Source organism: Candidatus Marinimicrobia bacterium CG08_land_8_20_14_0_20_45_22 (genome assembly GCA_002774355.1).
GTDB lineage: Bacteria > Fidelibacterota > UBA2242 > UBA2242 > UBA2242 > 0-14-0-20-45-22.
Map to the genome: position 1 here is coordinate 1 of PEYN01000071.1, position 12,963 is coordinate 12,963.

12 protein-coding genes are annotated in these 12,963 nt (G+C 45.1%); 10 read left to right on the forward strand and 2 right to left on the reverse strand.

The annotated features are described in order from the left end of the window. A partial coding sequence (locus tag COT43_04250) for a hypothetical protein (protein PIS29213.1) occupies positions 1-895 on the reverse strand: 895 nt, incomplete at its 3' end. A gap of 98 nt (positions 896-993) precedes the next feature. After that, complete coding sequence (locus tag COT43_04255; protein PIS29214.1) at positions 994-1,962, reverse strand: GNAT family N-acetyltransferase; 969 nt, start codon at positions 1,960-1,962, stop codon at positions 994-996. Between the two features lie 180 nt (positions 1,963-2,142). Between COT43_04255 and COT43_04260 the strand changes: the two genes are divergently transcribed. The 10 genes from COT43_04260 (at position 2,143) to COT43_04305 (ending at position 12,918) form a co-directional block, all read left to right on the forward strand. Continuing rightward, positions 2,143-3,423 (forward strand): phosphopyruvate hydratase, encoded by a 1,281-nt coding sequence (locus COT43_04260; GenBank protein PIS29215.1) that lies wholly within the window; start codon positions 2,143-2,145, stop codon positions 3,421-3,423. Continuing rightward, complete coding sequence (locus COT43_04265) at positions 3,420-3,773, forward strand: hypothetical protein (protein ID PIS29216.1); 354 nt, start codon at positions 3,420-3,422, stop codon at positions 3,771-3,773. Before COT43_04260 ends, COT43_04265 begins: the two co-directional genes overlap by 4 nt. Before the next feature lie 71 nt (positions 3,774-3,844). Next, positions 3,845-4,684: a motility protein A gene (locus COT43_04270; protein PIS29217.1), complete on the forward strand. Its 840-nt coding sequence runs from the start codon at positions 3,845-3,847 to the stop codon at positions 4,682-4,684. Positions 4,685-4,818: 134 nt separating this feature from the next. Further along, positions 4,819-5,619, forward strand: a complete 801-nt coding sequence (locus tag COT43_04275) for a hypothetical protein (GenBank protein ID PIS29218.1) — start codon at positions 4,819-4,821, stop codon at positions 5,617-5,619. Continuing rightward, positions 5,616-7,460: a hypothetical protein gene (locus COT43_04280; protein PIS29219.1), complete on the forward strand. Its 1,845-nt coding sequence runs from the start codon at positions 5,616-5,618 to the stop codon at positions 7,458-7,460. The genes COT43_04275 and COT43_04280 overlap by 4 nt, the downstream gene beginning before the upstream one ends. Further along, on the forward strand, positions 7,450-9,078 hold the full coding sequence (locus COT43_04285) for a hypothetical protein (GenBank protein PIS29220.1): 1,629 nt from the start codon (positions 7,450-7,452) through the stop codon (positions 9,076-9,078). Before COT43_04280 ends, COT43_04285 begins: the two co-directional genes overlap by 11 nt. 19 nt (positions 9,079-9,097) lie before the next feature. Continuing rightward, on the forward strand, positions 9,098-9,907 hold the full coding sequence (locus COT43_04290; GenBank protein PIS29240.1) for a glutamate racemase: 810 nt from the start codon (positions 9,098-9,100) through the stop codon (positions 9,905-9,907). Beyond that, entirely contained in the window at positions 9,907-11,199 is a 1,293-nt protein-coding gene (locus COT43_04295; protein ID PIS29221.1) for a bifunctional folylpolyglutamate synthase/dihydrofolate synthase, read from the forward strand. Before COT43_04290 ends, COT43_04295 begins: the two co-directional genes overlap by 1 nt. A gap of 121 nt (positions 11,200-11,320) precedes the next feature. Continuing rightward, complete coding sequence (locus tag COT43_04300) at positions 11,321-12,580, forward strand: transcription termination factor Rho (protein ID PIS29222.1); 1,260 nt, start codon at positions 11,321-11,323, stop codon at positions 12,578-12,580. Between the two features lie 125 nt (positions 12,581-12,705). After that, complete coding sequence (locus COT43_04305; protein ID PIS29223.1) at positions 12,706-12,918, forward strand: 50S ribosomal protein L31; 213 nt, start codon at positions 12,706-12,708, stop codon at positions 12,916-12,918. The last annotated feature ends 45 nt before the right edge of the window (positions 12,919-12,963 follow it).

Consider the following 12,963-nt stretch of genomic DNA (forward strand, 5'->3'; position numbering starts at 1 on the left):
CGAAATAAGTAAAAATGCGCGAAAATAAAGTTCTGGACGATTCCTGCGGTCCGGCTTTCAGAAAAAATGGCTGCCACGCATAATAAAATGCCGTCGTTAAAAGCAACATGAAAATGCCGAGTTTGAAACCTGCACTAAAAATACCGACCGCGTCGAGCCCAATTAAATCTTGCAAAATGTACCGATTAAGCATTTCCATGCAAACCGTCGCCAATCCTGCAGGAATGAACGGCAGACCGAACATCGTCAGATCTTTGGCGGTTTTCCCGGAAAATGTGAATCGCACGCGCGAAAGCGTGATGGCGTAAAGGACAGTCGCGGTCAAAGCCGACGTGATGATATTGCTCTGAAAAATCCCCACAACACCGCGCTTTAACATCACTACGAAGTAGATATTTAAGGAAAAAACGACGATGACATTTAATAGTCGGATTGCCATGAATTGATACGGTTTTTCTTCAAGCCGAAGAAGCGCGAATGGAACATGACAAATACAATCGAAAAGCAGAATCGCCGCCGAATATTTCATTAGTTGAGCATACTTGACATCTTCGAGCAACCATAAGCTGAAAAATCCGTTCATCGAAAAAATGACCAGACTTAAAACGGCACTTGTGGCAAGTGTCAGCCAAATGGCTGTCGAGAAAATTGATGTACGCGCCGCCGAATCTTTCGTTTCGCTGTAATATCGCATCAACGCTGAATCCAGCCCGTAATTATAGATGATGTTCATGAAGCCGAGAAAGGCAAATACCAGAGACGCGAGTCCGTAATCCGCCGGCGAAAGTCGATTCGTGTAAACCGGCAAAAGTAAAAATGTAACGAACCGGGCGAGAATCGTGCCGATGCCGTAAATCAGAGTCTGTTTGGTGAGTGAACGGATATTCGCTGACATAATAAATTCCGGATAAATCTATGACATTTTCTGAAAATGCAAATCGGTTTTATTCAAACGAAAACCAGAATCCACGATCCACAACGGCGGTTCTCTGTTTATAAATTTAGGATTAAAGAATCGCGGAGAATGCCGCTACTGCCGAATCCTTCCTTGAAGTGCGCTAGCCCGAAGTTTGGATCCATGTTGACGGTGAAAATCCCGAAATCCAGCCAGCGGAATCCTTTCTGAATACATCGGTTGATGATGTGGTAAAACAGGATATTCACGCCGCGAAACTCCTGCCGCGCTTCGTTGTGACTAATGTAGAAAGCGAGCGACACATCCAGATTGCAATCGAACATCACGACGCCCGCTACCATCTCATCTCCGGCGTAAGCCGCATAGAGGAAAATTTTGTCAGGGAAGAGTTTTTTTAGCAGAATAAGTTCTTCCAGCGTATGCGTCGGCTGAACACCGTGCCTGATCTTCAAATTTTTCTTCAGGATTTCGTAAAAGGTTGCGAAGTCATCAGACTCACGGACTTCGACGCCGAGTTTCATAGCTCTGCGGAAAGCCGTGCGGTTGGTCTGCTTAAACTTGGCGACATTTTTCTCGATGTCATTTTCCAGATAGACGACGCTGGAGACTTCGCGTTTCAGATATGTAAACCCGCATTTTATCATTGCGAAATCGAGATAGTTGGAAAGCCGACGATTGTAAATCACCGGCGGAAGAGTAATGACGATCCGCCGCACGCCTTCTTTTTTTGCATGATGAACGAGTGATTCGACCAATTCGAACGCAGTAGAAATTCCCAGTCCTTCATGATGCACGAAACCGCCATAACTGGCGCCGCGGTGAGACCAAAGCGTATCGACATCGTTCCAATTGCCGCGAACCGCGGGAAAGAGCGCGAAAATATCGTCGCCTTTTGCGAACATCAGCGACTCGTCGGTAAATCGTCCGGCCGGATGATAAGACAGGAATTTCCGAGTGTGGAAAATCGTGCCGTTGACGCTCTCTTCGACAAGATTTTCCCATGGCTCGGTATATTTCTTTTCAAAAGGTTTGACAAATATCGACATGTTCCTCTTTCTCTAAAATGACGCGGAGAATTTATTATCGCTACGGCGGAAAACAAAATTTTTATCGGCACATGAAAAACCGAAAAGTGGAATTGACAATCTGGTTCGGCTATACTAAATTCACCCGTGAACACAGAATGAACCTAATTGTAAAATTTAAATGAAAAGGAGATAAGTAAAATGAGTGCCATAGTTGAACTACATGCCCGTGAAATTTTAGACTCTCGCGGAAATCCGACCATCGAAGTCGAAGTATTGACAGAAAGCGGTTATTACGGGAAAGCGGCTGTTCCGTCCGGAGCTTCTACCGGTGAATTTGAAGCCGTTGAATTGCGCGACGGCGATAAAGATCGCTACATGGGAAAAGGAACACTGAAAGCCGTTCAAAACGTCAACGAGATCATCGCGCCGGAAGTCGTCGGTATGGATGTTTTGGAACAAGTGGAAGTAGATAGCACCATGATCGAAATCGACGGCACGCCGAATAAAGCGAAGCTCGGCGCCAACGCCACGCTGGGTGTTTCGCTTGCCGTTGCAAGAGCCGCGGCAGATTATGTTGGGCTACCTTTTTACAAATATATCGGCGGCGTGAATGCCCGTGTTCTACCGGTGCCACAGATGAATATCCTGAATGGCGGAAAACATGCGGACAATAACGTTGATTTGCAGGAATTCATGATTTTCCCGGCGGGTGCGACATCTTTTGCCGAAGCGCTGAGAATGGGCGTCGAAACTTTTCATCAACTGAAAGGCGTATTGAAGAAAAAAGGCATGAACACGTCCGTTGGCGATGAAGGCGGATTTGCGCCGAATCTTCGCTCGAACGTCGAAGCGATCGAAATCATCCTTGAAGCCGCTGAAAAAACCGGTTACAAGGTTGGCGAACAATTGTTCATTGCTCTCGATCCAGCATCTTCGTCGTTTTATAACACCGAAACACGAAAATATGAATTGAAATCAGAGAACCGCGATCTGTCATCCGAGGAAATGGTTGCTTATTACAAAAACATCATCATGAAATATCCCGTTGTCTCGATCGAAGACGGCATGGCAGAAGAAGACTGGGAGGGCTGGAAACTGATGGTGAAGGAAATGGGTGACAAAATACAGATTGTTGGCGACGACCTGATCGTGACCAATGTCGAACGTTTGTCTCGTGCTATCAAGGAAAAAGCCATTAATTCAGCTCTGATTAAACTGAACCAAATCGGTACTTTAACCGAAACCCTGAACGCCGTCGAATTGGCGCATCGAAATGGCATGACAACAGTTGTTTCGCATCGTTCTGGCGAAACGGAAGACACGACGATTGCCGATTTGGCGGTAGCTGTAAATTCCGGGCAGATCAAGACGGGTTCCGCTTGCCGAACCGATCGGATTTGCAAATATAATCAGTTGTTGAGAATCGAGGAAGAACTCGGCGACGATGCGATTTTCTGGGGACGTAAAATTTTGAAATGAGGCGTTCGGTTCCGGACAAAAAAAAATCGCGAGATTCTGACAATATCCAGCGGCTTTACTGGATTCTGGGTTCCATTACCATACTCACGATTTTTATCATCATATTCGTCATCGGAGATTATGGTCTTTACCAGATTTATCTCCTACATAAAGAGAAGAAGCAGATCGAAGACCACATGGTTGAGCTCAGTGTTGAACAAGATTCATTAAAGGCTGAGCGCTTGCGTCTCGAAAACGATGTCCAGTATATCGAAAAATTGGCTCGAGAACGTTACCGAATGGCAAAGAAAGGTGAAAAAGTTTTTCGAATTATAGAAAAATCTGAACCGAAAGCCAACTCGACACTTTGAGTAGTTTCGGATCTCTTTTTAGCTTTTAAATCATGGGTTGAAAATCGCCGGCTAACGGCAGGAGTTGTGTTATGGATGTTGCGACGCTAATCGGTTTGATCGTAGGTGTTGTTCTTGTGATTTACTCGATTGCCGCCAACCAAGGAGAGGCAATTTACTTCTGGAATTTTCCATCGCTTCTGCTTGTGCTGGGCGGAACCATCGCCGCAACATTTGTTAATTATCCCGCAAAAGACCTCTGGAGCGTATTTCGTGTCGTCAAAAACGCTTTTAAACGCAATAAACAGGAATATCAGGAAGTCATCGACAAGTTCTATGACCTGTCTAGTAAAGCCCGAAAAAATGGCTTGATGTCACTGGAGTCCGATCTTTCCACTATCAATGACAAATTTATGAGAAATGGTATTGAACTTGCCATTAATGAAAAAGATCAAGCCCGCCTACGCAATTACCTTGATTTGGAGCTCTCCAATACAGACAAACGGCATACAATCGGGCAGGAGATCTTTTTTTATATGGGAACATATGCGCCCGCGTTCGGAATGGTTGGAACAATAGTTGGACTTATCATCATGATGAAGAATTTTACTATTGGGACAGCTTCGCGTGCTGGCGGCGGTTTAACATCCGCGTTTCAGTTTGATATGGGTACTCAGATGAAAACGCTTCTGGGCGGTATGGGCCTTGCCTTATTGACGACTTTCTACGGATTGATTTTAGCCAATCTCGTCTTTATCCCGCTGGGCGGAAAACTTAAACGCCGCAGTGATGAGGAAATCATGCTAAAGCAGATCATGATTGAGGGAATTCTTTGTCTTCACAACCGCGATCACCCCCTTGTGGTCCGCGAGAAATTGAATACGTTCGTTCCGCGAAGCGAACGTAAAGAGGAGAAAAAAGAGCGGACGTGACCCTAATCGGTCAACGCCGCATTTTTTATTTTTTCAATTGTTTCGAGGGATTCAGTCCGGTCTGCCGGACTGTTGAAATAAAAGTTTGCTGATTAATAGATAGCCGGGATTTCGGCACAGAAAAGAGTATCCAAATGAACAAAAAATCGTTGTTGTGTTTGCTGTTTGTCTTTCAAAGAATTTTTGCGGCTTTCGAGATACAGACGATCCAGCCCAACCTGATCGCGCGGGGCGGCTTGGTTTCCATTCATTCGGATGGACTAAATCCAGCGGCAATCGGCGAAGCCAGCGTTCTTCGGTTTGATGCGGTTTATTCAAATCTGTTCGGTCTCAAAGAACTGCAATCGTGGAAAGGGAATGTCGCATGGGCGCCCGCGTCCAGTACCAACGCCTTTCGATTTGGTGTTGGGGCTTTTGGTGAATCAATTTATCAGGAAAGAACTCTTCAGGCGTCGTTCGGTAGAGAGATCAGGAAATTTATGAGAGTCGGTATTTCTATCGATTACTATCATCTGTCCGTCAGCGGATATGAAAACGCAGGCTCGTTGGGTGTAACGGCGGGCACAAAATTTTATCCGACCGACGATTGGCGATTGTCCGTTGTGTATATCAATGCCAATCAGCCGAAATTGTCTGGAAGTAAGGAAAAACTGCCGCAAGCGTTTGCCGTAGGATGCCAGTATTTCTGGGAACCACAGCTCGAAGTAGATGCTGAAATTTTCAAGGATACGATGTTTCCGTTTTCGTTTCGTGTCGGAACACGTGTCAATCTTTGGCGCGGATTGAATGGATTAATCGGATTTCAGTCGAATCCCGATCGCTTTTCCGCCGGACTTAATTTAGCAGTTGGGAAATTCAGATTTGACTTTGCGGTTCAACAACATATTTCTCTGCCTTTGACCTATTTTGTCGGATGCGGATTTCAGATCAAATGAATACTGCAATCGTTTTACTGGTTGTTCTGATTTTATTCGCGCCATGTGAAGCGCAGGTGGAAATCGATGAGATAATCTCAGAAGGTTTTCTCATGCAAGACAACATTTCTGAGGAGGAACTTCAAGACAAATTGGATGCCTATTTTGAGAATCGGATTATCTGGCGAAAAGCGTCATGTTCTGAAATTGACGAACTCCCGATCTCGGTCGGTCTGAAGGAACGTCTCGTTAAATTTTGGGGAAAAAGACAGATGACGACTTCTTGGAGTGATTTTGCCAAGCGCGGTGGATTCAATGAATCAGAAATGAAAGTCATTCGATTTTTCATTCGACTGAAAACAGAATCGCCGGCAACAGGACAGATTCAGATTTATCTTTCGATGAAGGAAGACATTGGGCGGGCATCTGTTTCCAAAACGCTCATAAAAAGTCGTTACGAGACGGCGAATGGCTGGTTTGGAGGTGGTGTAACGGAAACCGATGCGGATGAACCACAGGTTACGGATTACATAAATTGGACGATTCGCAGTCCTTTGTTGAGGGAACGATGGCGTGTAATCGCGGGGGCTTATCGCGTCAACTGGGGACGAGGATTGATGATGTCGTCCAATCTGATGGGAAGTCGCAGTACCGATCCGGTTCAGAACATCACGCCGGAGAAAACGGTTTTGGCAAACTATCAGGGAACGGACGAGAACCGATTTTTATTCGGAAGTGCAATTGAGATGCGGTTAAAGTTGCTGACGGTCGAAGCATTTTTCTCGCGCCATTTTCTGGATGCCGTTGTTGAGGATGGGATTGTGAAAAATCTTCGCATTGATGGGTTACATGTGACGGAATCCGCACAAGCCGCCCAAGACATTTTACGCGAAACGGTTTTCGGTTCGAGTGTACAGTTTGGAAATGAAGATCGGAAGTTTGGTGTTTTCGCAGTCCGGAGGCAGTTTCCGCTTCCTGCCGAATTTCAGGATATGAAAAGAGAATTAACCGGTTTTTCGGCATTTCATAAAATTGAAACTTCTGAATATCTTTTGACCGGCGAAGTAGCGAAAAGCATTCCAGGTGGGTGGGCGTTTGTCCAAAGCTTCGTTCGGCGGGTTGGAAGCGCATCGCTCGTTGTCAGTGCGCGATATTTTTCACCCGATTTCTATGCTTTATTCGGCGCGTCATCGCTTACATCATCCGGAGTTACAAAGAACGAAAGCGGGATCAATTCGGGAGCAAGATTCCGGTTGCGACGCGGCTGGTACTTATCTGGTTATGTTGATTATTTTCGTCAGATTCGTGCAAATGAACCGGGTGTTCCATTGGAGAAAGGAAACGAGATCGTCGCGGCTTTTGGCAGACATTTTCGAAAAGACAACCGATTTGACATTAAGATCAGACGTGTTTGCGAGTGGGAATTGCTTTCGGGAGAACCAACAATCGAACGGTTTCATGTGAATGCGATTGGAGTTTATTCCCTCACGGAAGGCGTCAATCTGACTGGTCGGTTGACGCATGTTCGGAGTCAGAACGTCAAGATTGAAAGCGGTTCAGCTGTCGGGATTTCAGTCGATTTGAAACTACCCAAAAACCAGCGTATCAGCATCGGAACAACGCATTTTTATGCCATGTCGTCCGACGCAAAAGTCTATCTTTATGAACCCGGAATTCCTCTGCGATTTAGCATGGCAATGTTGACCGGCACCGGATTCCGGTATTTTGCCGTATTCCGGAAGCAAGTGCAAGATCGGTTCGATTTCAGCATTGCGTTGAAAGGACAGCAGTCGCAGACCGGCACTGATGCCGGATGGAAAAATCGTGCGTGGCTCGAACTCCAGATGTTAGTTGATTTATGAAGTGAGAGTTTGTAACTTCACGTCGATTTTGATGAAACTGAAACTGAATATTCTCGTTGCCTTTCTGGTGGTCCTATCCTCAAGGAGTTTTTCTCAGAACCTGATTTTTATCAATCCGGTGCCGAAAAATCCACGCGCCGAAGTAAAAGTCATGAGTATTGGACAGATTGAGTACTTTTCACTTCAAGATATGGTGGATGCTTTTGATGTTCGAATCTACTACCGGAAAGAAACTGGTAAAATACTGGCTTTTTTCCCAGGGCGGCAAGTTAAATTGTCTGTTGGAAGCAATTTTGTCGTTTTCGATGCTTTGGTGATTCAGATGCTTGCTCCGGTCGTGTTGGTCGATCAGGAGGCTTTTGTCCCGCTGAAATCGTTTCTGGAATTGATGAAAGAATATGTCATTTCCGATCTCCAATATTCTATCGGGAATAGGAAATTATTTCTTGAACCGACTCCATATTCTCCTCCGGTTCCGAAAACGACTGGGGTATTGCCCGTGGAAGGGAAAAAATTCGCAGAACCAGATCGGCGCAAGTTCCTGACGGCGGTTTCTTATCAGGAAAAAGCCAACGGGATTTTGATTTCAATCGATGCGGAGAATGGTGGTTTCTTGGATTCCGACTTTTCTTCTTTCTTTCAAGGAGAAGAATGGTTTTATGTGACGATTTATGGCGCCGACTGCGATTATGCAAAATTATCGAAAGTCAATCCATTTTCTTCTATTGAGAAAATCGAAGCTGTTCCGCAAGGCCGTTCTGTTCAAATTTCTTTGAAACTCGGTCGGAAGTTCAGTTCGGCAAATGTCCATTACGATGCGGCAATGCATCAAGTAATGATCTCTCTCCAGTATCCGCTTAACCGAGATATTCTCAAAAAGATTGAATCGGCGAAAGATTCGTGGAAAATTGACACCATCGTTCTGGATGCGGGACATGGCGGCAAAGACATTGGCACGCCGGGGCGCTGGGGATTCGCTCCTGAAAAAGAGATCGTCTTGGATATCGTTCTCAGACTTGGGAGGCTCTTGGAAAGGCGGAAGGATCTGAAAGTCGTTTACACGCGTGATCGCGATGTATTTATTCCGTTATGGAAACGAACCGATATTGCCAATAAAAGCGATGGGAAACTGTTTCTAAGCATTCATGTAAACGCCGTACCCAATCACAGTAAATCGCCCGAAGGGATTGAACTTTATTTGCTGAGCCAGGGACCGGGATCCCAAGAGGCGGTCCATGTTGCTCAATTGGAGAACTCGGTGATCCAGTTGGAAGAGGCGCAGGATAAGGAGAAATATAAAGGTTTCGACGATTCCTCTTTTATTCTTGCGAACATGGTGCATTCGTCTTATATGCAGGATAGTGAAAAGTTTGCCGAAATCTTTTCGAAGAATATTTCCAGCAATGTCCGGCAAAAAAATAGAGGAGTCAAACAGGCGAATTTTTATGTGTTGATCGGCGCATCCATGCCGAAAGTTCTCGTCGAACTCGGTTATAATACCAGCCGTTCCGAAGCCGAGTTGCTAAACCAGCCGAAACACCGGCAACTACTAGCGGAAACGTTATATAAAAGTATTATCGAATTCAAGGAGTTAAGTGATAAAACCATCGAGCAATAAATCGCTTTCACAGTCGGATATAAGTAATCTTCCCATTGGTGTGTTCGATTCCGGTTTGGGCGGATTGACAGTTGTGGAGCAGATATTTTCACGTCTGCCGAACGAATCGATTTTATATTTTGGAGATACAGCGCGAGTTCCGTACGGCAGTAAAAGTGTTCACACCGTTCAGAAATTTTCCAAGCAGATCGTTCAATTTCTTCAGGAGAAAGGCGTCAAGATGATTGTCGTCGCGTGCAACACGGCGTCGAGCGTTGCGCTGGATGTTTTAAAAAAGTCGATAAGTGTTCCCATTGTCGGTGTGATCGAACCGGGTGTGCGTGCCGCTCTGGAGTTTACCGTCCGCCGTAGAATCGGCGTAATTGGAACGACCGCTACGATTTCAACCGGGAAATATCCCGAAATTCTTAAACAAAAGGCGCCGGATATTTTCGTGGAATCGGTCGCTTGTCCACTATTTGTTCCTTTGGTAGAAGAAGGTTGGGTAGATTCGCCGGTTACTGAGCAAATAGCGCGGATTTATTTGAAACCGCTCATCGAGAAAAATATCGACACGCTGATTCTCGGATGTACCCATTATCCTCTCATCAAAAAAATTCTTCAAAAAGTCGTTGATTCCGATGTCCAGATCATCGATACTGCGATCGAAACGGCTGTCGATGTCGAGAATATTTTGAGGGAAAATGGTTTGTTGAACAACGGAACCAGAAAACCGCGTCATCAATTTTATGTCAGTGATTTTCCTCAGAAATTTGAAGAGATTGCCAACCGTTTTATTGGTCAGTCGCTCCAGAATGTCAAACGCGTTTCCCTGGACGATCCGCTCTGATGAATCCGCTTTTAATTTCCGGTGATGTCGATTCATCACTGAACTTTCTGTATTTACTGAACAAAAAGGGTATTCATCTTGGGCTGGAGCGAATTGGGGATTTGCTGAATCGACTTGGAAGTCCACAAAATACATTTTCCAGTATTCATGTTGCTGGGACGAACGGAAAAGGATCGACTTGTGCGGTCATCGCGTCCATTTTGGAATCGGCTGGTTTCCGTGTTGGACTTTACACTTCGCCACATCTGTTGAAATTCAACGAGAGAATTCAGGTCAACGGTGTACCAATCTCCGACGAGGAAATATCATCATTTATCGAGGGTTCGCAAAGTTGGATCGTCGAACTCGATTGTACATTTTTTGAGGCGACGACGGCGCTGGCGCTCGCGTATTTCCGCGAGAAGAAAGTCGATTATGCCGTGTTGGAAGTCGGAATGGGCGGCCGGTTCGATGCGACAAATGTCGTAACGCCAGTTCTCTCCGTGATAACATCGATTGGAAAAGACCATCAGGAATTTCTTGGAAAATCGTTGCAGAAGATTGCGGTTGAAAAAGCCGGAATTACCAAGCAAGGAGCTTCCTGCATAGTTTCCAAACAATCGCCGTATCTTTTATCTGTTATCAAACCGATTTTGGAGATCAACGGCGCTGAATTTTGTTACGCACCTAATCTGTGTAAAATCCGGCGGACGAAAATGACGGCTCGAGAGCAAACGGTAAATATTCGTTTCAACGAACGTTCGCTTATCGGCGTTCGATTTCCTTTGATTGGCGAGCATCAGATTGTAAATCTTCAGACGGCGCTGGCGGCAATCGTATCATTGAAAAATGAGCGACTGACTACGGAAGTCATTCGACGCGGCATCGAAGCTACCCATTGGGCAGGGCGACTGCAAATTCTGTCAAACGAGCCATTGGTTTTTTATGATGTCGGACACAATTTGCATGGCATTCGTCGCGTTGTGCGAACGTTGAAGCAATTATTTCCTCAGAAAAAGATTCATACATTCATTGCATTGGGAAGAACGAAGAATTACCGAACGTTAGGCAAATCACTGAATAGCCTCGGTGGAACAATTTATCTTTCAAGAATTCCAAGTCAAGATTCTGTTCCAGTTGAAGATCTGAAAGCCGATCTGGTTCGCGACGTTCTGGGAAACCGGATCGTTATCGGAGGCACCCCGAGGGAATTATTAATTGAAGCGGTTCGCCAAATTCGGCGGGAAGAAATTTTACTGATTGTCGGAAGTCATTATTTAGCGCCTCTCGTTTTGCATTTTTTCAAAAAATAATGTTTGATACATTGAGATTATGTTTTAAATTCGGAAAAGTTTTTTAAAGTGCGCTTTTTTTGACCTACCCAAGAACTAAATTTCACACAGATTGTAATCAATCATATTTAAGGAACAAAATATGGAAAAAGATCTGACAATTGTCGAATTGCAGGCAATGAAAATTAAAGAGTTAACCGATTTGGCTTTGAAGCTAGAAATACCTGATGTCCCGGGATTAAAGAAATTGGATCTAATCTATAAAATCATGGAAGCCTCAGTACGAAAAGAAGGACACATTTTTGCGCAGGGCGTTCTACAAGTTATAGACGAAGGTTTCGGATTCCTGCGATCAGAGAACTTTAGTTATCTTACCGGGCCGGATGATATTTATATCTCTCCGTCTCAAATCAAACGGTTTGGGCTTCGTACCGGTCATATCATTTCAGGCGAAATCCGTCCCCCGAAGGATAACGAGCGATTTTTTGCGTTGTTACGGGTTGACGCCGTCAATATGATGGATCCAGAAGAGGTAAAAAACAAGAGATTGTTTGATACGCTGACGCCTCTCTATCCGCAAAGCAGAATTCAGTTGGAGACTGATTATAAGAATAATTCGATGCGGATCATGGATTTGCTTTGTCCGATCGGAAAGGGACAGCGCGGTCTCATTGTTGCCCAACCAAAAACCGGAAAAACGACTCTCCTCCAGCAGATCGCCAACAGCATCACTACCAACCACCCAGAAATTCTTTTAATGGTTTTGTTAATTGATGAGCGCCCGGAAGAGGTTACCGATATGGAACGTTCGGTCAAAGCCGAAGTCATCAGTTCCACATTCGACGAACCGCCGGAGAGACATGTGCAGGTTGCCGATATGGTTCTCGAAAAAGCGAAACGTATGGTCGAACTCGGTTATCATGTCGTCATTTTGCTGGACAGTATTACTCGTTTGGCAAGAGCGCATAACGCGGTCGTTCCGCACAGCGGTAAAATTTTATCGGGCGGCATCGACGCTAACGCTCTCCATCGTCCAAAGCGTTTCTTTGGATCGGCAAGGAATATCGAGGGCGGCGGAAGTCTGACGATCATCGCTACAGCGCTAATCGATACCGGCTCACGTATGGATGATGTCATTTTTGAAGAGTTCAAGGGTACCGGTAACATGGAATTAGTTTTGGACAGACGCCTGAGTGATCGACGCGTCTTTCCGTCAATGGATGTTAATCGTTCCGGCACGCGAAAAGAAGAATTACTCCTTTCGTCCGCTGAACTTGCGCGCGTCTGGATTTTAAGAAAACTTCTGAGCGAGATGAATCCAGTCGAAGCTATGGAATTTCTGCTGGAACGCATGAAACGATCCAAGAGTAACCGTGAATTTCTAAAGTCAATGAACCAGTAATTCCGGGCGGATTGCCAGCTGATAAAGGAAGTAAATGCCGGGAAATTTGCATTTCGGCTTGCATATTTATAGGTGGGCGTCGTAAATTCACCCGCTTTTTAGAACGATAGAAAAGGAATTTTATTATGAAACCGAAAATTCATCCGAAATATGAAATAGCCAAAGTTACCTGCGCCTGCGGAAATACATTTACTACCCGTTCAACATCCGGCGACATCAAAATTGAAATCTGCTCAGTTTGTCATCCGTTTTATTCAGGAAAGCAAAAATTAATCGACTCTGCCGGAAGAATCGAGAAATTCAATCGAAAGTATAGAAGAGACGTCCAAAAAGGTTAGCAACTTATTTTTATATAGCGGCTTGTTCTCTTGGAGAAGAGCCGC

Coding starts and splice junctions, on each gene's coding strand:
- COT43_04255 (PIS29214.1), bottom strand. CDS start 1,962: ATGTCGATATTTGTCAAACCTTTTGAAAAGAAATATACCGAGCCATGG.
- COT43_04260 (PIS29215.1), top strand. CDS start 2,143: ATGAGTGCCATAGTTGAACTACATGCCCGTGAAATTTTAGACTCTCGC.
- COT43_04265 (PIS29216.1), top strand. CDS start 3,420: ATGAGGCGTTCGGTTCCGGACAAAAAAAAATCGCGAGATTCTGACAAT.
- COT43_04270 (PIS29217.1), top strand. CDS start 3,845: ATGGATGTTGCGACGCTAATCGGTTTGATCGTAGGTGTTGTTCTTGTG.
- COT43_04275 (PIS29218.1), top strand. CDS start 4,819: ATGAACAAAAAATCGTTGTTGTGTTTGCTGTTTGTCTTTCAAAGAATT.
- COT43_04280 (PIS29219.1), top strand. CDS start 5,616: ATGAATACTGCAATCGTTTTACTGGTTGTTCTGATTTTATTCGCGCCA.
- COT43_04295 (PIS29221.1), top strand. CDS start 9,907: ATGAATCCGCTTTTAATTTCCGGTGATGTCGATTCATCACTGAACTTT.
- COT43_04300 (PIS29222.1), top strand. CDS start 11,321: ATGGAAAAAGATCTGACAATTGTCGAATTGCAGGCAATGAAAATTAAA.
- COT43_04305 (PIS29223.1), top strand. CDS start 12,706: ATGAAACCGAAAATTCATCCGAAATATGAAATAGCCAAAGTTACCTGC.